This window comes from Tenacibaculum sediminilitoris (assembly GCF_964513795.1).
Classification (GTDB): Bacteria; Bacteroidota; Bacteroidia; order Flavobacteriales; family Flavobacteriaceae; genus Polaribacter; species Polaribacter sediminilitoris.
The window spans coordinates 17,774-41,505 of record NZ_CAZEQR010000050.1 but is presented as its reverse complement, the minus strand read 5'-3'; the positions used below and the strand labels follow the sequence as shown (position 1 = coordinate 41,505).

General features: G+C 31.6%; 19 protein-coding genes. 2 read left to right on the top strand and 17 right to left on the bottom strand.

The genetic code is table 11. The features are described 5' to 3' along the window. Nucleotides 1-8 precede the first annotated feature (8 nt). The 3 genes from ACKTSW_RS13110 to ACKTSW_RS13100 all read right to left on the bottom strand — a co-directional run bounded on the left by ACKTSW_RS13110 (nucleotide 9) and on the right by ACKTSW_RS13100 (nucleotide 2,116). Nucleotides 9-482: a macro domain-containing protein gene (locus ACKTSW_RS13110; protein WP_408025703.1), complete on the bottom strand. Its 474-nt coding sequence runs from the start codon at nucleotides 480-482 to the stop codon at nucleotides 9-11. A gap of 43 nt (nucleotides 483-525) precedes the next feature. Further along, nucleotides 526-1,362: a ribose-phosphate diphosphokinase gene (gene prs / locus ACKTSW_RS13105; protein ID WP_408025702.1), complete on the bottom strand. Its 837-nt coding sequence runs from the start codon at nucleotides 1,360-1,362 to the stop codon at nucleotides 526-528. A gap of 64 nt (nucleotides 1,363-1,426) precedes the next feature. Continuing rightward, nucleotides 1,427-2,116, bottom strand: coding sequence for an NUDIX hydrolase (locus ACKTSW_RS13100; RefSeq protein WP_408025701.1), 690 nt, complete (start codon nucleotides 2,114-2,116; stop codon nucleotides 1,427-1,429). Between the two features lie 238 nt (nucleotides 2,117-2,354). Here ACKTSW_RS13100 and ACKTSW_RS13095 point away from each other — a divergent pair, with 238 nt between their 5' ends. Further along, nucleotides 2,355-4,232 carry an Ig-like domain-containing protein gene (locus ACKTSW_RS13095; RefSeq protein WP_408025700.1) on the top strand — a complete coding sequence of 626 codons (1,878 nt, stop codon included), beginning with the start codon at nucleotides 2,355-2,357 and terminating at the stop codon, nucleotides 4,230-4,232. Nucleotides 4,233-4,561: 329 nt separating this feature from the next. Here the strand turns inward: ACKTSW_RS13095 and ACKTSW_RS13090 are convergent, their stop codons facing one another. The 9 genes from ACKTSW_RS13090 to ACKTSW_RS13050 all read right to left on the bottom strand — a co-directional run bounded on the left by ACKTSW_RS13090 (nucleotide 4,562) and on the right by ACKTSW_RS13050 (nucleotide 17,073). Further along, complete coding sequence (locus ACKTSW_RS13090) at nucleotides 4,562-5,101, bottom strand: sigma-70 family RNA polymerase sigma factor (RefSeq protein WP_408025699.1); 540 nt, start codon at nucleotides 5,099-5,101, stop codon at nucleotides 4,562-4,564. Between the two features lie 259 nt (nucleotides 5,102-5,360). Further along, complete coding sequence (locus ACKTSW_RS13085) at nucleotides 5,361-5,696, bottom strand: DUF3703 domain-containing protein (RefSeq protein WP_408025698.1); 336 nt, start codon at nucleotides 5,694-5,696, stop codon at nucleotides 5,361-5,363. 51 nt (nucleotides 5,697-5,747) lie between these two features. Further along, entirely contained in the window at nucleotides 5,748-7,361 is a 1,614-nt protein-coding gene (locus ACKTSW_RS13080; RefSeq protein ID WP_408025697.1) for an amidohydrolase, read from the bottom strand. 107 nt (nucleotides 7,362-7,468) lie between these two features. Continuing rightward, a complete protein-coding gene (locus ACKTSW_RS13075) occupies nucleotides 7,469-9,229 on the bottom strand; it encodes a S41 family peptidase (protein ID WP_408025696.1) in 1,761 nt (586 codons plus the stop codon). A 12-nt stretch (nucleotides 9,230-9,241) separates the two neighbouring features. Then, entirely contained in the window at nucleotides 9,242-9,988 is a 747-nt protein-coding gene (locus ACKTSW_RS13070; RefSeq protein ID WP_408025695.1) for an outer membrane beta-barrel protein, read from the bottom strand. A 392-nt stretch (nucleotides 9,989-10,380) separates the two neighbouring features. After that, nucleotides 10,381-10,740: a DoxX family protein gene (locus tag ACKTSW_RS13065; protein WP_408025694.1), complete on the bottom strand. Its 360-nt coding sequence runs from the start codon at nucleotides 10,738-10,740 to the stop codon at nucleotides 10,381-10,383. 3 nt (nucleotides 10,741-10,743) lie between these two features. Continuing rightward, nucleotides 10,744-12,183: a M20/M25/M40 family metallo-hydrolase gene (locus ACKTSW_RS13060; protein WP_408025693.1), complete on the bottom strand. Its 1,440-nt coding sequence runs from the start codon at nucleotides 12,181-12,183 to the stop codon at nucleotides 10,744-10,746. Nucleotides 12,184-12,231: 48 nt separating this feature from the next. Further along, a complete protein-coding gene (locus tag ACKTSW_RS13055) occupies nucleotides 12,232-14,013 on the bottom strand; it encodes a TonB-dependent receptor (protein ID WP_408025692.1) in 1,782 nt (593 codons plus the stop codon). Nucleotides 14,014-14,052: 39 nt separating this feature from the next. Further along, the gene (locus ACKTSW_RS13050; protein WP_408025691.1) at nucleotides 14,053-17,073 is read right to left on the bottom strand and encodes a tetratricopeptide repeat protein; all 3,021 of its coding nucleotides are present in this window, start codon (nucleotides 17,071-17,073) and stop codon (nucleotides 14,053-14,055) included. 124 nt (nucleotides 17,074-17,197) lie between these two features. Between ACKTSW_RS13050 and ACKTSW_RS13045 the strand changes: the two genes are divergently transcribed. Further along, nucleotides 17,198-17,881 carry a cell division ATP-binding protein FtsE gene (locus ACKTSW_RS13045; protein WP_408025690.1) on the top strand — a complete coding sequence of 228 codons (684 nt, stop codon included), beginning with the start codon at nucleotides 17,198-17,200 and terminating at the stop codon, nucleotides 17,879-17,881. A gap of 205 nt (nucleotides 17,882-18,086) precedes the next feature. Here ACKTSW_RS13045 and mdh read toward each other — a convergent pair whose 3' ends face one another. The 5 genes from mdh to ACKTSW_RS13020 all read right to left on the bottom strand — a co-directional run bounded on the left by mdh (nucleotide 18,087) and on the right by ACKTSW_RS13020 (nucleotide 23,430). Further along, nucleotides 18,087-19,013, bottom strand: a complete 927-nt coding sequence (gene mdh, locus ACKTSW_RS13040) for a malate dehydrogenase (protein ID WP_408025689.1) — start codon at nucleotides 19,011-19,013, stop codon at nucleotides 18,087-18,089. Nucleotides 19,014-19,159: 146 nt separating this feature from the next. Further along, a complete protein-coding gene (locus ACKTSW_RS13035) occupies nucleotides 19,160-20,179 on the bottom strand; it encodes a DUF6588 family protein (RefSeq protein WP_408025688.1) in 1,020 nt (339 codons plus the stop codon). Nucleotides 20,180-20,257: 78 nt separating this feature from the next. Then, the gene (gene gyrB / locus ACKTSW_RS13030; protein WP_408025687.1) at nucleotides 20,258-22,195 is read right to left on the bottom strand and encodes a DNA topoisomerase (ATP-hydrolyzing) subunit B; all 1,938 of its coding nucleotides are present in this window, start codon (nucleotides 22,193-22,195) and stop codon (nucleotides 20,258-20,260) included. 262 nt (nucleotides 22,196-22,457) lie between these two features. Then, nucleotides 22,458-22,835 carry a hypothetical protein gene (locus ACKTSW_RS13025; protein ID WP_408025686.1) on the bottom strand — a complete coding sequence of 126 codons (378 nt, stop codon included), beginning with the start codon at nucleotides 22,833-22,835 and terminating at the stop codon, nucleotides 22,458-22,460. A gap of 313 nt (nucleotides 22,836-23,148) precedes the next feature. Beyond that, entirely contained in the window at nucleotides 23,149-23,430 is a 282-nt protein-coding gene (locus tag ACKTSW_RS13020) for a DUF4870 domain-containing protein (RefSeq protein ID WP_408025685.1), read from the bottom strand. Between the last annotated feature and the right edge of the window lie 302 nt (nucleotides 23,431-23,732).

The window sequence follows — 23,732 nt, the reverse complement described above, 5'->3', positions numbered from 1 at the left end:
TTAGATTTTTAGCCAAAATCATATACTGTAGTGGAAATAGATTTTTTTATGAGCTCTTTTATTATTAAAGGCTCTATTTTATCCCACGTTCCACCAGCCAATCCATAGCCAATTCTTGGCATGTGAACAGATGCGTTTAACTCTTTTGCTTTTTCATATACTTTTTGTAATCCCAGTTGAATAGCTTCATAACGAATTGGTGGATTACCATTTTCATCTTTTCTAATTTTGTGTTGTCCTATAAGATTAGCAACCCATAAATCTTCTTTAACTTGTATAAATTGAACTTCTCCTAAATTAAAATTTTCTTTGGTTTTATACCAGTTACGATATTCTTTTTCTGGAGCTTTCCATCTTTTAGAAATAGCCATTACAAACCCCTTTCCCCAGCCACCAATATCATTACAAACATGAATAATAATTTTATTACCTTCTTGTTTTGGTTGGGTTGCATCTCCTTTTATGTACTTAACATCATTCATCATTCAATCATTTTGTTTTTCATAACAATTTTTTATTTAGTCTTTATAGCAATTTTCCTAATTCAATTTGTATACAGTTCTTGTTTTTAATAGTTTTAAAACTATCTGTAGTGAAAATTTTAGTAAAATGTTTTTCAAGTTCTTCGAAACCTTTACTAAATATTCCATGACTTACGGCTAAATATAGGTTACCAGCATTTTTAGCTTTTAGTTCTTTAGCTAGTCCTAAAAAAGTACCTCCACCATCACAAATATCATCTACTAGTAAACAATCTTTACCTTGTAAATCATCAGCATATACTTTAAAGCCTGTTAGCTGACCAGTTTTTACGTTTCGGCTTTTAGAGCATTCAACTACTTCATAGTTTTGAAGGTAAGCAGCAACTTTATATATCTTTTTTAGAGCACCGCCATCAGGAGAAATTAGTAGTAAATCGTCTGATAGTTGTTGTGTTATTTGCTCTATGAATTTGTGGTTGTCAATAACCTTACAGTTATTCAATAGGGCAGGAGTTACTTCCGAATGTGGGTCGAAAATAGCTACAGACTCGTAATTCTGAGCATTTATAATTTCTGCATATACTTTTACTGATAAAGGTTCACCTGATACCATCAACCTGTCTTGACGAGCAGCTGGAAAATAGGGAAGTACAACGTGTAATTTTTTAATTCCCATGTTTTTTAATGCATTGGTAGCCAATAATAGTGTACCTATATCATTAAAAGACTGAATACGATGTGTAATGGTTACTTCAGCTACATTTTCAAGTTGAGAAATGATTTTAATGTGTGGTTCTCCTCCTGAAAAAGTAAAGAAGTTATAGTCTATACTGTTTTCCGTTCGGTAGGGAGTAAAGTTTTTATCTAAGTTTAAAATCATATTGCGTAATTTTTACACAAATATAATGTGGTTTTTTAAAATAAAAAATGTTTTAGTGTTTTTTTTACGCAAACTTAATTTCGAAGTGAAACCCTTCTTTTTCTAATTCTTTATACTTGTTAGCATTGAACTTAAAAAGTTTTGCAGGTCTACCACTAGATGGTTGGTATATTTTGTCTGTTTCGGTAAGTATTCCAAAGCTCATTATTTTTTTTCTGAAATTGCGTCGATCGATTTTTCTATCAAGGATTGTTTGATACAAATTTTCTAAATCAGAAAAAGGAAACTCTTTTTTTAGTAGTTCAAAACCAATAGGTTGGTAGTTTATTTTGTTTTGAAGTCTTTGTAAAGCTGTGGTTAAAATAAGATTGTGGTCAAACGCTAATTTGGGTAATTCATGAATAGGGAACCATTGCACTTCAGCAGCATCTGTATTCGCAATGATTTTAAAATGATTGGGACTTACTAAGCCAAAATAGGTAACAGAAATAACTCTATTTCTAGGGTCTCTTTTGGGAGTTCCGAATGTGTATAGTTGTTCAAGATAATCAATAGTAACTCCTGTTTCTTCTAATAATTCTCTTTCAACGGCATGTTCTAGTGATTCGTTTTCTAAAACTAATCCACCAGGCAATGCCCAAGTTCCTTTAAAAGGTTCAATCCCTCTTTTTATTAATAAGACAGAAAGTTTTTTTTGTTGGTAGCCAAAAACAACAGCATCTACAGCAACTTTTATATTTTGTAATATCTTCATTTAGTGTTGAATTTACACAAAGTTACGAAAGTTTCATAAAGTATTCCTGTATAAAATATGTAATCTATTATTATGTTGATTTTAAATTTAATACCATTTTTTTTTAGATAATAGTCATAATTTATTTATATTTAGACTTAAAGTTTAACATACCCCTGTATTCTGGCATCATCAATTTGTAGCTAGTATGAACGGTTAGCTGATATTTAAGTTATAAAGAATTTTAAATTTTTACAAGATGTTAAATTTTATAATGTTACTTCGTTTTGAAATCAGAGGATGTAGTTTTAGCCAAAAGTTAAAAAGTGCTTTTTTGTTTTTTGTGTTTGTAAGTGTATACCCAATTTTTAGTCAAACAGAATATTATAATGTAGATACAGGATATCAAGGTTATGGTAATGAGAATATAAATCACACTACCAATGTGCCATTATCTTCGAATCTTTTAAATTCGACTGCTCCTTCTGGTGGTTATCGTCTATCCTTTTCATGGGCGGCTAATAATGGACAGGAAGGAGAAGCATGTTACTCTGGAGGAGAAAGTGCATCATTAGCGTTCCAACTTATAGTTAATGGAACAGAATTTTGGTGGGCTAAAAGTCCAAGTAACCAGAATGGGGTGTCTGGAGATAATCAAGTAAGGAATGGGGCTAGTTGGGTTTCAGGTACAACGGGAAATTGGAATATGACATGTAATACTCTTGCTCAAACACCAAATATAACTGCCGAAATACAGCTGCCAACTTGGATTAATTCCATTGCAAGTATTGAGTTGAGGTTGCAGACTGTGAATCCAAATGGTAGAGGTGCTGATGATGGTATTTTACGATTAAATAGTGTATATATGGGAGCCATTAGTGGAGGGTCTTGTAGCAATCAAATTGAAAACTCAGGAGTTAATACAGGCTATCAAGGTTATGGAAATGAAAATATAAATCATACTACCAATGTTCCTTTAAATTCAAATATTACTAGTTCAACAGCTCCCTCAGAAGGGTACCGATTGCGTTTTTCATGGGCAGCGAATAATGGACAGGAAGGAGAGGCTTGCTATTCTGGAGGAGAAAGTGCTTCTTTAGCTTTTAGATTGTTAGTTAATGGTGTAGAGTTTTGGTGGGCAAAGAGTCCTAGTAATCAAAACGGGGAGTCAGGAGATAATCAAGTTAGGAATGGAGCTAGTTGGGTTTCAGGTACAACTGGAAATTGGAATATGACATGTAATAGACTTGCTCAAACCCCTAACATTACAGCTGAAATACGTTTACCAATTTGGGTTAATTCAATAAATAGAATAGAATTAAAATTAAATACAGTAAATCCAAATGGTAGAGGAGCAGACGATGGTATTTTACGATTAGATAATATAACTTATTGTAAGGTAACTAATACGACAACTGCAATAGATGATAGTTTTAGTACAGATTACAATGTCGCTGTGAGTGGAAATGTCTTGGATAATGATAGTGATTTGGAGGGAAATACCCAAACGGTTAACACAGTTCTGGTTATTAATCCTAATTATGGTTCGGTTGTTTTAAATTCAAATGGGAGTTTTCTTTATACTCCTAACCAAAACTTTTCTGGCTCAGATAGTTTTAGGTATCGTGTTTGTGATAATGGAAGTCCTGTAGCATGTGATGAGGCTATAGTTACTATTACAGTCAGAAATTTTTCTCCTCCAGATTATTATCCAACCCTTTATACACAGGAAACTATAATTAATGGAAGTTCAGGAAGTATTGATTTTGTTGTAGCATTTGCTGAATCAAATGGTAATTTACCTAATATGATAGACGCTATTGAATTTAGAATTACAGACAGCTCTGCTTATACTTTTAACTTTGATGAGAGTTTAACAAGGTTAAATGGTTATGATTTAAATAATTCTGACTGGTCTTACAAACTGGAAGGAGGACTTCATAAATTTATTTATAAAGGAAATGGAGAGGCTTTTCCAAGAAATTCAATCTCTTTTATAGGGATAAAAGCAACTTTTAATTCTCCTAGTAATTCTCAAGGTGAATTGCCGTTAAAGGTTACGGTAAAGTCTAATTCTGGAGGGCAAACAAATACTCAAAACGACAATGACCAAGATATAATTAATTATAAAAATTAATTGGTTGTATTTTAATTTGATAAAAAATCGGACTTATTTAAGTGTAGGTTTTTATATGCTTTAGCGTTTTTTAAAAAAAATATTAAAGGTTTTTTGGTTCCATTGTTATAGGTAAAATGATGGAATAGTCACATACCTAATTATAATCAAATACTTCATGTATTTACTTTTTGTTTTATAGCTGTTTACCTCTTATAAAACTCAAGAATAACTATGTTGAGCTACATTTTATAGCTTAAAACTAATACGAAATACTGTGCGTATTGCTAATAAGTTTTTTATAATTAGTAGTATACTTAGAAAGTAAGAAGTTTAGAAAAAATAATGGTTTACTTACAAACCTTGCAATCTTCTTTATCTTGAATTTCTCCCACCAGTTTGCCTTCTTCGTTAAGTGAAAATCCACAACAATCCATAAAACCTTGTGCAATTAATTTACGAGCACGTTGAATTTGAGACTTAGTAGTGGTTAAATTTAGTTTTAGGACATTAGCAACTTCTTGCTGTTTTAAACCTTTAATATCTGATAAAAATAGCGGATCTCTATATTTTTTGGGTAGACTTTGTAGGATTCCATACAAGCAGTCTTTTTCAGTATGTTCGTGTTTTGTTATATTTGTTTGAATTTCAAAATTTTTAAATTCAACTGTTTGATTCGTGCTTTTAAAGTAGTCCATCATTGTGTTACGAGCAATCGAAAAAATCCAAGACTTTAGTTTGGTAATGTCGTTTAATGTATGAAGTTTTGTGTGAACTTTTATAAATGTTTCTTGTAAGAGGTCATCAGTTACTGTAGCGTCTTTCACTTTACTTAAAATAAAGTATTTTACATCATCTGCGTATTTTTTCCAAACTTGTTGTGTTGTCATCATATAAATTTACGAAAAATGTCACGCTGAATACAATGAAAACATAATATTCATTGTATTCAGAACGACAAGAGTTAAAAAAAAGATTTAATTAACAGTTACAATTGTTACATGTACAATTTTCGCATGTACAATTTGAACAGTTTCCTGTTTTACATCCTTCACAAGTGCAGGTACATTGATTATTATTTTTCATGATATTATATGTTTTGTGTGTTCATATAGTAGACTAGAAAAAGAATAAAAAGATGCATTTATTTTAAAAATATTTTTGAAGCTCGTTTCTAATAGGAATAGGTTTGATTGCTGAAATGTTTGAACCCCCTGTGTTTCCTATAGGAACCCAAATTAAAGTAATTAAAAGTGAAGCGATGATTCTGAAAAATTGACCCAATATTTCTTTACTGTTTTTTGTTTTTATTCCGAATACAAGCATATAATAATGCGATAAGGCATGGTGATACAGATATTTTTGACCTAAAATATGTGTATTTTCTAAATGATAAAAAGACACCTGAAAGCGTTTACTTTCAAGTGCCTTTTTAGCCAAAGTTAATTGTCTGCAATATTCTTGTTTTCGTTGTAGCTTTGTCATGATTTATTGATTTTATAAATCAGACTAGAGTAAAAAGAAAAAGATGCATTTTTAATTCACTTTTATCCCATTTACGTAGGTTGCTATAATTTTTGTGTTTGGAATGTCACTTCCGTCAATTGTCATGATGTCTTTATCTAAAATGATAAAATCGGCTACCTTACCAACTTCAATACTTCCTTTTTCGTTTTCTTCAAAATTCGCATAAGCATTCCAAATAGTCATTCCTTTTAAGGCATCTTCTCTAGATAAAGAATTTTCCATTTGATAACCTTTTTCAGGATAGCCTTTTAAATCTTTTCTAATAGTAGCTGCATAGAATGTATATAACGGATTTACATGTTCAATAGGAAAATCGGTTCCTAAAGCGACTTTACCATATTGTTTAAGTAAATCATTGTATGCGTAAGCTCCTTTTATTCTTTCAGAGCCCACACGATCTTCTGCCCAATACATATCTGAAGTGGCATGTGTTGGTTGTATTGATGGTAATATGTTTTTAAATAAATTAAAATCATTAGTATCTACAATTTGTGCATGCTCAATACGCCAGCGTCTATTGTTTTTGTTTTTCAGCACCTCATTATAAGTTTTTAGCATTACATAGTTGGCAGAATCACCAATAGCATGCGTGTTCATTTGATAATTAGAAGCTGCAATTCTTTTCGCTACTTTCTGTAGGTTTTCATAAGAATTAACCAATGCACCAAAGTGACCTTTTTGGTCTGAATATTCATCTTTAAGGGCGGCTCCTCGTGAACCTAGGGCACCATCAGCATACACTTTAACAGAGCGAACATTTAGTTTGTCAGTTTTTATGATTCCTTTGTTGAGGTAGTAATCAAGATTCTTTTGATTATTAGAAATCATTGCATATACGCGCATTTTTAAATCACCCGATTGTTGTAAGCTGTCAATTAATTCAATAACTTCTTTATCTAAACCAGCATCGTCAACGGTAGTTAGTCCTAAATCGAAACAGATTTTTTCAGCATCTTTTAAAGCTTGAATTTGCTCCTTTTTTGATGGCTTTGGAATATTAATAAAGTTCATTGCATTATCAATAAGTACTCCCGTTAGTTTGCCATCTTTTTTTATAAACTCTCCTCCGTTAATTTTTGAGTCAAGAGTTATTCCAGCTAAAGCAATAGCAGCTTGATTTACTAACATTGCGTGACCATCAATTCTACGAATAGCTACAGGAATGTTTGGGAATATACTGTCTAACTTTTCTTTGGTAGGAAATTCTTTAACTTTCCAATCATTTTGATCCCAGCCGCGACCTGTGATATAGTTTCTTTTCTTTTCTTTTTGAAAATCAATTAAGCGTTGTAAAACATCATCATAACTTTCTGTTCCAACCAAGTTTACTTTTTGTTGTTGTAGCCCTAAGCCATAAAAATGACAATGTGCATCAATAAATCCTGGGTATACGGGTTTGTTTTTAGCATCAATAAGGTTAGATGCTGTATATTTTTCTTGTATTTCTTTATTGGTTCCTAGAGCTACAAATTTTCCGTTTTTTACAGCAAAACTTTCTGCTGTATCAAAATTAGAGTTTACGGTATAAGCATTTGCATTAATTACAATAGCATCTACTTTTTCTTGTGATTTACAAGAAAACAATAGGCTAAAAGCGAGTAGAGGGAGTAGTGTTTTTTTCATCGTAGTGTTAAGTTAAAAGATAGATGTTCAAATGTATTTAAACTTAAACAAAAAAAAAGGAAAACTAATTTTAGTTTTCCTTTTTTAATACATGATAAAAAAAGGTGCTATTTGCTAACGGCCTTTAAAGCAGCGTTAAAAGCAGGATCAATATAAGTTGTTGTTAGATCATCAACTTGCTCTTGTGTTGGAATAGTTTTTATGTCTGGAGCAACGCCAATAGCTTCAACAATTTTTCCAGCACTATCCTTAAATGCCATTAAAGGCATGTAAAATTGTAAATAACCATTGCTTGATGTATTACCACCATTAAATGAATCTTGGCCTCCTAAGCCTGCAGTACCACCACCGCTATTATCTCCAACAATGGTTACATGGTTTCCTTGAGATTTAATCATCATAGTACTAATTTCAGACATACTAAAAGAGTTTTCATCAATTAAGACTGCGATAGGAATATTTTGTTGAAGGGCAAATTTGTGAGGTTTTGTCTCTACTGGTATCCATGGACTGTAGTTAAAACGGCCATTTCCTTCTTTAGTTCTTTGGTATCCCCAAACTTTTTGCTGAGTTATAAATCTTTCAGTAAAAATACGTGCATCAATTACATAACCACCACCATTACCACGTAAGTCTAAAATTATTTTTTTTGCTTTACCACTAGTTATAGGGTTGTATAACTTTCGATACAGATCAAAGTTGTAATTATAAGTAATAGAACTTAATAGTTCGTCGAACTCATCTGTAAAAGTAAGCCCGAAAAAAGAAATAGTACTAGCAAAACTAGAGACTTTTTGATAAGTCGCTATGCGCTTGTCGTAAATTTCGTAAAGCATAAAAACGGCATCTTTTTGTGCTTCTGTTGTGCTTGGAGCATAGTAATAGGCACGTAACATAGGTAGTACACTTGCATGTTTTGTTATAAAATCATCTTTAGCATCTTGAGTGAAGTTAGCTAAAGGTGTTAAACTATTTTCAAAATCGTCAATTAATTCAGTATTTTTAAAGTTATCAAGAGCTCCTACGTAAGTTTTATACTCGTTAGAGTTGATTATTGTACTGATTAATGTTTTAAAAGAGTTTAAGTTTTCTTTCATTAAAGTTTCAAACTCTGTACCTGTTTCGTTATCTAATTTTTTTAAGTCATCAAAATATGATTGATTGATTCCTTCAATGTTACTTATATCTTCCAATAAAGGGAATGCTCCATCTATTACAGCGTTTGTATAAACTTGAAAGCTCGTTAACTGAATATACATCGTTTCAGGATCGTCTTTCAGGAAGCCTCCTAAAATAGGACCATCTTGAACAATTGTAGTAGGGTCTAGCTTTTCATAAGCCATCACTAAACTTACATCTTCAGTGTCAATTTTTGGATTTCTTTGATTTCTACCTAAGTTAACAAAACCGTCTTCCTCAGTGTATTTGTACTTCATGTTACTAGAAAAACCAGCAGATATAAAAGCATTACGACCTGGTAATTTAACGCTTGGTAAAGGAACGGTAACATTTAAACCAAAATGCTGGTCTAAAACTTTTCCCGTGATAATTTCAGCAAAATATTTAAAAGCTAAGTTGGCTTCTTTTTCAGCTTTAATAGGGTCTACATCTCCTTTACCAAAAGTTGTTAGTTTATTAAACTTCGGACTGTATTTTTTATACACTATATCCCAACTTTCTTCTTGTTCGTTAAAATAGTTATAGTCGTTATTCATAGTATCCCAAAATGCATTGAAAAGATCAGAATAACTAGCGACCTCAGTTCTATCTAACTCTGCCACTTCTAAAGAGTCTTCTCTACAAGATTGGAGAGTGTGTAATGATAGAACTAGTATAAATATTTGTAATATGTATTTAAGTTTTTTCATAATAATTAGTTTTTAAAAGTTGTAAGATATTCCTACACCATAATTAGAGGTAGTGTAATAATAGTTAGAAGTTTGTCTTAATTGTTTTTTCTGGTTATCAGATAAACCATACATAAAAGAATACTCAACAAAAAGACTTAGGTTTTTGTAAATACTGTAACCAAACCTAGTTTCAGCTTGTAAACCATAATCAACTCGGTTAAAATGATTTTCATTTTTATCAAAGTCATAAGTTTCTGTAACTGTTTTCTTTGGGAAGCCATCAAAGTCTAATTCTCCAAAAACTTCAATAGTACTTTCTCTTTTGAGTGAATTCCACCAACCTACATAAGTACCTGCAAAAATTTCAAAGTTGAACTTCGTGTTTTTTAAAGATTTGTGTAATGGTTCTATACCTACCATTACTGGAATGTTGAAATATCTCGACTTATGAAGGGTAGAAACACCTTCACGTGTTCCTGTTCTTTGAAATCTATAGTTCTTATTAAGGTAGGTTAACCCTGTTTGTATGCTAATATGTTTGTATACTTTAAAATTAAATCCAGCTTTAAAGTAATTTCCGTCCTCATCTACATACTCAGTATTCACTCTATTGCTAGCACTGTAAGTAATTTCATTGTTATTTAACCCTCCTGAAAAACTTACTCTAAATTTATTTTGAGCAAAAAGAGAAGAGTTAATTAAAAAGGCAACAAAAAGAAGTAAGACTACTTTAGAGGTAAAAGAGGACCTCCTCCCATGAGTTTTGTTATTTTTCATGCGTGTTGTGTTAAAAATTAATAAATAATAAATGGTATCCAAATATGGATATAGCATAATTTTTTCTAGAATAAAATTGCTGTAATAAAACAGGTGAATACTTAAAAACCCTAATGTTTTATTTTAATTAGTGTTAAAAAGAAGTGAATTTTATGTTTTTTTTATGTAAAAAATGAGAAAATAATATTTGTTAGTAGTTTGGTTTATAGTATTGTAGGTTGTTGTTTGTTTTGATGAGGAATTTTTAATTTTTTTTTAAGAGTATTGAGGTTAATTTGGGATTTTAAAATAAAATCCTACATTTTAAAACTTAGTTTTAAATGTAGGATTCAGTATGATTTTCTTTTAAGAAGTATTTTTCTTTCGTTTTTGAAAAGTTATAACTTTCTTAATTAATGTGTATAAATTAAATAAGCGATGTATAATAGTAAAAATTGAAGTGGTACTCTAATAATTGCTATTTTTTTAGATCCAATGGCAGGTTTTTCTCTAAAAACATCCCAAATATGGATAGGTAAAAAAACTAACATTAATATAAACATAGCTAAAGCTGCGAATGTCGTTGTTTGGTTAATTAATAAACCGACACCAATAATTAATTCTAAGAAACCAGCTATATAATTTACAACTAATTTAGGAAGGAAATTAGGGATGAATCGATTGAAAGTTTTAGGCTTTATAAAGTGCATAATACCAGCAAAGGCAAAAAATATTCCAAATAAAACTCTTAACGTAATTATTAGAATATCCATAAATTAAGGTTTTAATGTTTCCTTGTTGTATAAGTATTTATCCATTAAATACACGATACTAGCCATAGAGGCACTACCTAATTCTAATTCACGTTTGTTTACTTTGTCGAAAGTATCGGTAGCAGCGTGATGATAATCAAAATAACGTTGTGAATCTGGGCGGTAGCCTACTAAAGTAACATAATCGTCTTTCAAAGGGCCAATGTCAGCCCCACTACCCCCTGCAGTGATATCATGCAATCCGTAAGGGGCTAACAGATTTTTCCAGCTCTGTACTAGTTGTATATTTCTTTCATTGGCATCGATAGAAAAACCTCTAGGAGTGTGTCCGCCAGCATCTGATTCTAAGGCACCAATATGTAGTTCGTTATTTTCTTTGGCTAAACGAGCATATTCAGTTGCACCGCGCAAACCGTTTTCTTCATTCATGAAAAAGACAATACGAATCGTGTTTTTTGGTTGAATATTGTTCTTTTTTAATAAATAAGCAACCTCTAAAGATTGTACAATACCAGTTCCGTCATCGTGAGCACCATCACCTAAATCCCAAGAGTCTAAGTGTCCGCCAATTACCATAATTTTATCAGGATATTCACTTCCTTTAATTTCACCAACTACGTTGTGTGAAGGTGCATCAGCTAAGTTCTCGCAACTTTGCTTAAAGTAAAACTCTATATTAGGATTTTCTTTTAAGTGTTTACTTAAGTTTTCCGCTGCACGAGAACTAATAGCAGCCGCAGGGATGTATTCTTCTTTAGGAATATCACCATAGCCCATAGAGCCTGTGTGTGGATAATCATCAATTCCATTAGTCATAGAGCGTACGATTACTCCTTTTGCCCCAAATTTACCAACAGTGGCAGCACCAGCAAATCGTTGTGCTACACAACCTCCATAGGCGCGAAATGTATTAATTAAAGTATTATCAAAAGCACCGTTAAAGAATACAATTTTTCCGTTGGCTTTATCTCCTAACTTTTTTGCTTCTTCAATGTTTTTAACTTCAATAACTTTTGCAGTAATTCCATTAGTTGGTGTTGCAATTGAACCTCCTAAAGCACAAATAGGCACGTTTATTTTTTCTCCGTTAAATTCATAATTAGCAACTTCTTTTTCTCCACGAACCCAATGAGGTACCATAACAGGTTGTAACCAAACAGAGTCTAAACCAACTTCTTTCATGAGTTTTTCTCCCCAAATAACTGATTTTGCTGCTCCTTCTGATCCTGATAAGCGGCTTCCAATGTTTTGGGTTAGGTCACGTAGCCATTCATAAGACTTACCTTCAGTAAGTGCTATACTGAACAGTTTTTTTATTTGTGTTGAATCTTGTTTGTAAGCTGCTTCTGTATAGGTTTTTGAAGCAGTTGTAGTTTGCTTTTGTTCTGTCTTACAAGCAAAAAAAGCAATGCTAGTAAGTACTAAAAAGGTTAGTTTTTTCATTAAGGTGTTTTTTTTAACACCCTAAATGTAAGTTTTATATTTTAATTTTTAAAAAAGGCTATCAAACTTCCATGTTAAACCACCCATTGCTTGAAACCCTTGTACATTAAAGTTGTTGAATCGTTGATAACTATTATTTAAGACGTTGTTTAAGTTTAAAAACACAGAGAACGAGTCGTCAAAATGATAACCACCATTAAAGTTTACGTCAAAATAACTTTTTAAATCTATTGAGGTAAAAGTATTTACAGGTAAAGGGTCATAAGCTCTTTCCTTACGATTTCCTACGAAGTATAAGTTGGTTCCTGCATACCACTTGTTAGTTTTATAAGTTCCAAAAACTTCTCCTTTTATTTTAGGTATATTCCAAGGTTCTAATTCGTTTGTTAGTGTAAATTTATTAAATTGTAAGTTAGCTCCGGTGGTTAGATTTTTTATACCGTCAAAAGTAACTTCACCAAAGAAAGAGATTAACTTAATGTCGTCATAGATCACTTTAAAAGAATTTCCGTATTCATATCCGTAGAAGGTAAATCCGTTAGTTCCAGCAATATTAGAACCATCAGATTTTGATTGATTCAATACAAAAAATGGATTATTTTCAATATCAGCATAACTTACCTTTGCATTGTAACTAAATTGATGGCTTAGCTTACCTCTAATTCCTCCAAAAGCATCAAACTTTTTGTTGGTTTGTCTCATGTCAAGAGTAGGAGATAGATAGGGGTTGTCATCCGTAAAAGATTGGTACATATTGGTAGTTAAATCTCCAGAAGCTCCTATAAACACATTTGCGAAATCTTTTACGATAGGATATGAAATTTCTACATCAGGATAAATAAAAAAAGTATTTTCACTATTTTCTGGATCCATTGAAAAATAGCTTTTAGCTCCTAGTTGAATAGCTAAATCTTGTATATTGAATTTGTATGTAGGATGTACACCAAGTGTTACAAACCTATAATCTACAGGTGTAGTAGCATCGTATGCGTAAGCGTATGAACCTCCTAGGTAATTAATAGTAGTATTTATATACAAATCGTTTAATTGACGATGAAAATTATCTAAAGGAAAACGAAATTGTGCATTACCATCAACTAAAAATTCAACACTTTCAAATGAGTCAGAGAAAAAGGCGATTGCTCCATTAGCTTCTTCTAAAAAAGAATCACCAGGTTTTATTTGTCCAAACACTTTAAAATGGTTGTAGCTCTGAGCTTCTTCAATAGTACTTATAGTAGCATCAGTAAAATTGATGTTTGTAGGTAAACCATACCAGTTGTATTTGTCCTTTTCTGCATCTAAACCAGCTGTCCATTGAAAATAGCGTTCTTGCTGTGTATGAAATAAGTTTAAATCAATGTTATAAAAAGTACTACTTAATTCTGTGTTTTCAACAGGGTTAGCAGATAATAAAAATTTTACATGTGCCCCAAATTCGCTATCATAACTTTCGTTTTGTCTAAGATAAGCCTCTAAAAAAGGAGAAATTTTATTTCCAAAGCCAACTGATAAATAATTAGAATATAATTTTTCTCTTTTTCCTAAGTCTACTTTTTTCATTGCTCCGCTTTTAGGAATAAAGGTAGAAGCTACAGGCACTGAAAATATTTGATATTCTAGTGCTTTTTTTTGAGTTTCTTTGGTGTGTTTAATTATAGGCTTTTGCTTTATTTTAAAAGCATCAGTAATTTTTGGAACATAAGAAGTTACTACATTAACAACTTCTGTTTTTATAATACTGTCTTTTGCTTTATTAGGAGTCTTTTTTTCTTGTGCATTTGCATATGCAATTACAAATAAAACAAGTAAACTTAGGTGCTTTTTCATCGATCTAATCATTTAACTTTCGTTTGTTATTAACAAATTTTAGTTTTGGGTAGTTACTGATTCGTTTGTTTTTGCTTCTTTATTCTTAATGGTACGAAGCTCATTTTTTGCTTCTTCAATCACATCTTTATACTGTGTAAAGTTTTTAATAATGTTTTCCAAGATGTAGGTTGCTTGGTAAGCATCTTTTAAGGCATAATAGTTTTTAGCCATAATAATGTAACTTTTAACTCCCCAATATTTGTATGATGAGTAATTAGCAATTAAATCTTGTACAGCTTTGTTAGATGCTTCGTGTTCTTTGTTTTCATGTAAGAAAAAGGCATTGTAGTATAAACATTCTGCTTTTAATTCACCAGTTGCTTTTCTACTAGCTTCATTGAAGTACTCTTCTGCAGTTAAAAAGTCATTGTTTTTAAAAGAAGAACGAGCTAGAATAATTTTTGCATCTTCAGCAATATTCGTATCTACTTTGCCTTTACTTAAAACTTTTTCACCATAAGTAATAGCATTGGTATAATCTTCTTTTTTATAATAACCTTTCATTAAGTTGCTTTGAGCAAAAATGATGTTTTGCGGATAGTTGGCTTCTTTTTCTAATCGAAGAAGAACTAATATTCCGTTATTCCAATCTTCTTTTTGGAGATAAATATTGGCAAGTTTTGTTAAAGACTCTTCTGTGAACTCATTTTTATTTTGCTTAGTAACATAAGTATAATGAGGAACTGCTTTGTTGGGTGATTTTGTATTACTATATGCTTGTGCTAAGTAAAAATGTGCTTTTAAAAGGTTAATTCCATTTGGGAATTGTTGTAAGTATTTATTAAACCCTTCAATTGCTTTGATATTATTGTTTTCTAAAAACTTATTTTCTGCAGACTGATAGGTAGCGTTATCTAATTCTGCATTGGTAACATTGGCAAAACTCACATTTTGAACCCAAGCAGCATATTCATCAACTTTACCTAAATCAATATATACGTTTTTAACATTGGTAACTGCTTGCCTTGCTTCGTTTGAGTTTGGGTATTTAGCAACGACCTTTTTGTATTTTTCAATAGCTTTTTTGTTATTGTTGTTGCTATAATATAGTAAACCTTGACGTAATAAAACACTTGGAGCGTAATTGCTTGTAGGGTAATCGGCCAGCAAACGTTCGTATGCTTTTTGAGCTTTAGAGGCGTTGTTTATAGTTGTATAGGTAGTTGCTAATTGAAACAAAGCGTCATCTTTTAATTGAGAATCTCCATTATCATTAATTAGTGTTGTTAGGTTTTTAATTTTTGTGTCATTTTTACCTAAGAAACCATTACTCATGGCCGTTTGGTATTGTGCGTAATCGGCACCTACACCACCTTCTTGAATTACTTTATTGTAAGCTTCAATGGCGTTTGTATAACTTTTTGAAGCATAAAAAGAGTCTCCTAAACGGTTTGAAGCATCATCATTTAAGTCGTTGTCGTCAAGTTTTTGGTCTAAGAACTGCTGAAAATATTTAGCAGCATTAGGATAACTTTTTAGTTTGAAATTTGTGTAGCCAATTTGGTAATTTAACATTTTAGCTTCGTCAATTTTTTTATTAGTTACTGATAAAAAATATTCAAGGGCACTTTGGTAATTACCTAAAGAATATTCGGTTTCGGCTAGCCAATATGATCCTTTATTACTTACAGTAATGTTTTCTGATTGGGTTGCATTTACAAAGTATGGCTTTGCTTCGGTTATTTTATTTTCGTTGTATAATTGAATACCTCTATATAAAGAAACTTCATTGATAATACTTTTACTTTCTGGAGTCTCTGAAGAGCTTAAAAAGTCCAAAGCGCCTTGATAGTCTCTCTGATGTAAGTATGAGGTAACTAATAAATTACTAATTTCAGCAGCATTTGGAGATGTTGGATATTTAGCTAAAAAGCCTTTTAAAACGTCTGGAACACTTTCATACGGGTTTCCTTCTTCGTAACTTAGTTTCGAATAATTTAAAGCAGCACTTTGTGTAATTTGAGCATCAAAATCCATTTCACTAGCATTTTTAAAGGCATTTAATGCTTCTGGTTTTTTATCTAACTCTAAATAACACTCTCCTAAATGATAGTAAGCATTTTGGGCTACTTTATTATTTCCTCCAATAATTTTATTAAAATTACTAATTGCAGTTTCATAGTCTTTCTGCTGATAGTAAGCATAGCCTAAATAATAATAGTCAGTATTAGTCCAACGACCTTTTTTTCCTTTGTAGGTTTTTAAAAACGGAATTGCTTTCTCATACTTTTTAAGGTTGAAATAACTTTCACCTATAATTTTAGAAATTTCAGAAATTTCTTTTTCATCTTTGGTAGTTTCTAGTAGTTTTTCTCCAATTTGGATTGATTTATCAAACCTACCTGCTTTAAAACTAATATCTAATATATAGTAATTAGCTTTTGCTTGGTAGGTAGCATCATTTGCTAATTGACTTAAATTATCTTCTGCTTCACCAAAATTTTCCTGTTTGTAAGCAATATAACCATAGTAATAACGAGCGTCGTTACCATAAATAGGATTTCCTAACAGGGATTGAAAACGAGACTTAGCATCTTTTAAGTAATTTGAAACTAATAGTGCATAACCCATTTTATAATTAAGCTCATTTTTTTCTTCTAAACTTAATAGTTTCTCATTTACTTTTTGATACCATTTTAGGGCATGAGCAGCTTTTCTGTTAGCAAAATAATAATTACCAACATTTAAAAATGCCTTCTCTTTTTTATTGTTGTACGGATAGTTCTCAACAAATTGATTAACTCTATAATCAGCATCATCTTGCTGCAATTTTATAGCGCACATTGCGTCATAATAATCAGCATCAGCTTTTAAGTTATGATGTTTTTCAGAGTTTAGGGAAACTTCACGAAAAAGTTTTTGTGAAGCAGCATAGGCTTTATTGTTATATAAACGTATTGCTTTATGAAAATCGGCATTTGCACCAGTATTTATAGCCGATTCTTGTGCTATTACCGCTGTTGTAATGGTTAAAAAAAGAAATAAGTAGCAGCTTTTTTTGAAACAATTAAATCTCATATTTTTTAGTTATCTAGAAACTATAACGTTAGTTTTTTATTTTTGTTGGGAGACTTTTTATCAAAAGTAAGAAATGTTACAGAATTACGTTATAAAATTTTAGATTTGTAAAAAACTACACTTCATGGAAAATCCCGTATTATACTTTGAGAACGCAGATATTTATCAACAAGACAATTTAGTATTATCAAAAGTCAATTTTACTCTAAACAAAGGTGATTTTTATTATTTAATTGGCAAAACAGGAAGTGGAAAAAGTAGCTTATTAAAAACGTTATATGGAGATTTACGTTTACAACGCGGCTTAGGAAGTATAGTTGACTTTGATTTAAAGAAAATGAAAGAAAGTGATATTCCTTTTTTAAGAAGAAAATTAGGGATTGTTTTTCAGGATTTTAAATTATTAAATGATAGAAATGTTTTCTCTAATTTAGAATTTGTTCTAAAAGCTACAGGTTGGAAGAACAAAGAAGATATGAAAAATAAAATTCATGAGGTTTTAGATAAGGTAGGGATGAAAGAGAAATATTATAAAAAAACCTTTGAATTATCAGGAGGAGAGCAGCAACGTGTGGCTATTGCAAGAGCTTTGTTAAATGATCCTGAATTAATTTTGGCAGATGAACCTACAGGGAATTTAGATCCGAAAACTTCACTTGAAGTAATGGAGCTGTTAAATGAAATTCACCAAAGCGGAAAAACAATTTTAATGGCCACTCACGATTATCAATTAATAGTAAAGTTTAAACAAAAAGTTATTAAATGTGAGGGTGGAGAACTGTTTGAAGTAGTACAGCAAGCTGTGTAGTATATAAAAACAAACCCACTTCAAGGATGAAGTGGGAAAATTGCTATGAAAAACTATGAAAAGAAACACTACTAATGCTTCTCTATAATAAAGACGCTTATATAAGTAGAATCTTACACAGTTATTTAAATTTTAACAAAAAATTATAAAAACCCTAAGTAAATAAGCCTACTTAGGGTTTTGAATATTTTACTGTATTAATTTCTTAGAAAGTTAAAGCAGTATTGTTATTTTTAACGGCTTCAGCAGAAGAAGTTAAAGCAGCTTTTTCTTCTTCGCTTAAGTTAATCTCAACGATTTTTTCAATTCCGTTTTTACCTAATACTACAGGAACTCCTATACATAAATCAGATAAACCGTATTCTCCTTCTAATAAAGCAGAACAAGGAAATATTTTCTTTTGGTCACAAGCAATTGCTTGTACTAAGCCAGATACAGCAGCACCTGGAGCATACCAAGCAGAAGTGCCTAATAATCCTGTTAAGGTAGCACCACCAACTTTAGTATCTTGTTTTACTTGCTCTAACCTTTCTTTTGATAAGAATTCAGATACAGGAACAGAGTTACGAGTAGCTAAACGAGTTAAAGGTACCATTCCTTTATCTGAGTGACCTCCAATAACCATTCCGTCAACATCAGAAATAGGAGCTTCTAGAGCTTCAGCTAAACGATACTTAAAACGAGCAGAGTCTAAAGCACCACCCATACCGATAATCCTGTTTTTAGGTAATCCAGTTGCTTTGTGTACTAAATAAGTCATAGTATCCATTGGGTTAGATACTACAATGATAATTGTATTAGGAGATTGCTCAACTAAACTAGCAGAAACTGATTTTACGATACCAGCATTGATTCCTAATAACTCATCACGAGACATTCCTGGTTTACGAGCAATACCAGAAGTAATTACACAAATGTCTGACCCAGCAGTTTTGCTATAATCTCCTGTTGTTCCTGTAATTTTAGTATCAAAACCATTTAAAGAAGCAGTTTGCATTAAATCCATTGCTTTACCTTCAGCAAAACCTTCTTTAATATCAACTAAAACAACTTCAGAAGCGAAATTTTTAATAGCAATGTACTCAGCACAACTTGCACCTACAGCACCTGCTCCTACAACCGTTACTTTCATTTTATATATGTTTTTTGTAATTAATTATGTTTAAGAGTGCGAAATCCGCACAAGATGCACAAAAATAGCGATTTGGCTATGGATATAAAAGAAAAAACCGTTGATATTTCAACGGTTTTTTTTGTCGAGTTTATTTTTGATAAAAGTTATCTAAAACTAAAAGCAATACCAGCATTTAAAGTATTTTGTTCTTGTAAAGTGTAACTCCCAAAAATTTTAAAGAACCCTAAGCTTAAACGAGTACCTAAAGTTGCATTAAAACCACCAATGCTATTAGAAAGTGATAATGGATCTGTTACTGTTTCTTGAATTGGAACAGATGGAGCTGTATTTGTTTGATAGGTTAAAGTATAATCACCTAATATGTTTAGTTTAGTGTTACCTCCATTGTAGCCTAAACCTCCATAAATGTTAACTACTGGGAAGTTTAAAGAGGCTATTGCTTGAACAGTGTATGAATTAAGTTTAAACTCTGTTAAGCCGTTATTTGTAGATACTTGTCCAGATGCTGTACCTATTGTATAATCAACATTCATGTTGGTATAAGCAGCTAACAAAGATATATGCAAAGGTGTTTTATCTATAGGCCCAAACCAATCTGTAATTTCTTTTTTTAGACCAATACCAAATAAACCAGCTTTTACATCGTTCGAACCAACCTTAGGTACAAAACGTAACATAGCTTCGAGTTTAAAAGGAAGTCCCAAGCCAACTTGAACCATTGGAGAAGGTGTTATATCAAAAGATTCTCCTCCTGGCATTGTAAAATTAGCAGAAACATTTTGACCTGCGACTGTACTGTTGAATGTTACAGTAGTTGCAGGAATGTTTTCTTCTGCTGAAATAGAAGGTGATGTATTATTTGAATAAGTTGTGTTATTTGATAAACCTAACTTTGTTAAATCAAATATATCGTCTTTAGAAGGAGCGAAAGAACCGCTTGCTCCAATAGTAATATCAAAACCAAATTTTTTATGAACTTTCGCTGTATGGTACCAACCACTATTAGAGCCATATATTAAACCTTTCATTGTAGGGTTAATATATGCTTGTGTTAATTTAGATGCATCTTCTTTAGCTAAAAGAATTGTTTCAAAATTTTGTGCTTTTACATTATTACTTAATCCAGTTAAGATAAATAATAAGAGTAGGGGGAATTTTTTCATGTTTAGTCTTATTTTATAGTGTAAAAATAAAAAAACCTTACTAATTAGTAAGGTTTTTTTGTTGGTAATTTTATGTTGTTATGCATCAATATTAGCATATTTAGCATTCTTTTCTATAAAATCTCTACGGGGAGGAACTTCGTCTCCCATTAACATAGAGAAAACTCTATCAGCTTCTGCTAAGCTATCAATGGTAACTTGTCGTAATGTTCTAAACTCAGGGTTCATGGTAGTGTCCCATAATTGCTCAGCATTCATTTCTCCAAGACCCTTATAACGTTGAATAGTTACTGATCCACCTAGTTTTTGAGCAATTAAATCACGTTGGTTGTCATCCCAAGCATATTCTCGTTTTTGCCCTTTTTTAACTAAGTACAAAGGAGGTGTGGCAATATAAATATACCCTTGTTCAACCATTTCACGCATATAGCGGAAGAAGAATGTTAGAATTAAAGTAGCAATGTGAGAACCATCTACATCGGCATCACACATAATAACTACTTTGTGATAACGTAATTTAGATAGGTTTAACTCACGAGGGTCTTCTTCAGTACCTATAGAAACCCCAAGTGCAGTAAACATGTTTTTGATTTCTTCATTTTCAAAAACTTTGTGTTGCATTGCTTTTTCTACATTTAAGATTTTACCTCTTAAAGGAAGAATTGCTTGGAAGTTACGGTCACGACCTTGTTTTGCAGTACCACCTGCCGAGTCTCCCTCAACAAGGAAGATTTCACATTGAGCAGGGTCAGTTTCTGAGCAATCTGATAATTTACCAGGTAAACCACCAATACTCATTACTGTTTTACGCTGCACCATTTCACGAGCTTTACGTGCTGCATGACGAGCTTGTGCTGCTAAAATTACTTTTTGAACAATGGTTTTAGCGTCATTCGGATTTTCTTCTAAGTAATCCGTTAACATTTCAGATACTGCCTGTGATACGGCTGCACTTACTTCACGGTTACCTAATTTTGTCTTTGTCTGACCTTCAAATTGAGGTTCAGCTACTTTTACGGATATAATAGCTGTTAAACCTTCACGGAAATCATCACCAGCAATTTCAAATTTTACATTTTTAAGTAAACCAGATTCATCAGCATACTTCTTTAATGTATGGGTTAATCCACGACGGAAACCAGATAAGTGTGTACCACCCTCATGTGTATTAATGTTGTTAACGTAAGAGTGTAAATTCTCAGCATACGAATCGTTGTACACCATTGCTACTTCTACAGGAATTCCGTTTTTCTCACCTTCCATAGAAATTACATCTTGGATGATTTGTGTTCTTGTTCCGTCTAGAAATCTTACAAACTCAGATAACCCTTCTTCAGAATGAAATGTTTCAACAATATCATTTCCTTCGTCATCTTTATGACGCTTGTCAGTTAACGTAATGGTAATACCTTTGTTTAAGTATGCTAATTCACGCATACGAGTAGCTAAGGTATCGTAGTTGTACTCTGTTGTTTGTTGAAAGATAGACTTGTCTGGTAAAAAAGTAACGATAGTTCCTGTAAAATCAGTTTCTCCAATAGTTTTAACAGGGTATAACGTTTTACCTCGTTCGTATTCTTGTTGCCAAATTTTTCCTTCTTTATGTACGGTTGCTGTTAAGTGATCAGAAAGTGCATTTACACAAGAAACACCAACACCGTGTAACCCACCAGAAACCTTGTAAGAATCTTTGTCAAATTTACCACCAGCACCAATTTTGGTCATTACCACTTGTAAAGCAGAAACTCCTTCTTTTTTGTGAATTCCTACAGGAATACCACGACCATTATCTTTGGTCGTAATAGAGTTGTCTTCATTGATAGTAACATCAATAGTATCACAATGACCTGCTAAGGCTTCATCAATAGAGTTATCAACTACCTCATATACTAAATGGTGTAAACCACGTACTCCAATATCTCCAATATACATAGAAGGACGCATGCGTACATGTTCCATTCCTTCTAGTGCCTGAATACTGGAAGCATCATAATTATGTTTTTTTTCTTCGCTCATTATAAAGAGAATTAAATTAAAGTTCTTATCATAAAAAAATCGCTCGAAAGCGACCTTTGATGTCTTACAAATTTACGGTTTTTTAACCTTAAATTAAAGTTTTTAAGCGATTTTAAGCGAAAATTATCAACATTTCTTAAAAAGTTAAAAGTGCTTTAAAACACTTTTAAATAATCTTAAACTAAATTTTAATAATTAACATTTAGTTTCAAATCTCAAGAAAAATAAAAAATGTCTTAAACAGGCTGTTTTAGTTTTTTAATTAAACTTTATTTTTCTTTTTTATCAGTTTTTCAGTCAAAAAAATTCTAACTACAAAAACTACTAACTGCATTGATATCCCAATTATTTCTGTTTTTTTATAGCTACCCAACCAAAAAATTAAAGTCGATATCTCTGTATCTAAAAGTTGGGAGATAAAAGTAGTGCCTGTGGCGTCATAGTAATAGGTAAATATAATAGCAAAAATGAATTGAGTAGCTCTAATTCCCAATACACTTTTTAGTTTTGTAAAGCCTTGTCCTCTAAAAATAATTTCTTCTAAGTAAGCTAGCGGAAAGAAAATTGGACACCAAGTTAAAGCATTTAAAAAGTTGTTTTCAGCATTAATTTTAACCTGAAGTTCACTAAAAAAAAACAATAAGGTAAAACCATTACAGTTGTTATAATGATATCTAATAAGAGTCCTAAAAAAGTTTTTTTGATAGTTAATTTTTGATAAAAATCTGTTGGGTTGATTTATTAAATATGTAACTAGTCAATATAGCTAAAGGAACTCCAAAATAATTAATAATAATTGATGGTATCTGGTATTAGACTGTATAAGGTAAATTAAAGGATTTAGTATTTGTAAAATTAAAATAAAGACTAAAAGTATGGTAATAGAAGTTACTGCCACCATAATTTTTTTTATTTAGGTAATTTTAAGGTTAAGATATTGTGATAGTTGTACGTTAGTTTTTCAAAAACTTAATGGAGAGCGGGTAGTTATAAGTTTGAGAGTTTAGAACTACTTTAATGTTGTAAAGGTTAGTAATACTTCCAAAGATAAGAACGAGACCAGTTAAGAAAAAGTTGAATCCAGAAAAAGGAAGAAATAAGAGTAGAGAGAAAATAAAATAAAGAGTTAATGAGCATTGAAAGTTTATAACTGCTTTTCCATGTTCATCATATAAAGGATTGTCTTTTTCTTTATGAATCCCAAAAAAGAGTTTCCATGCAATAAGAGTAACCACTTCTTTTGTATTGCTTCATGATTTGGGTTGTTAATTACTTTTAGGTTATCAGTTTTAATTTTTAAACTTTTGAGTAACCTTAGTGCTTGAAGATGTGGCTGAACCTTGTCTTTCTCTACATGCTGAATTGTTCTAATTCTTACTGATGAAATTGAAGCAAGTTCATCTTGTGAATACCTTTTTTAAGTTAGGTAATACTTTAACTTTTTCCCTAAACGTTGGTTTTTATTACGTTATTTATATGTCATGTATCTGTCAAGTTTAGGAGTTAATGGGTGTATAACAAAAAAATCTCGCAAAAG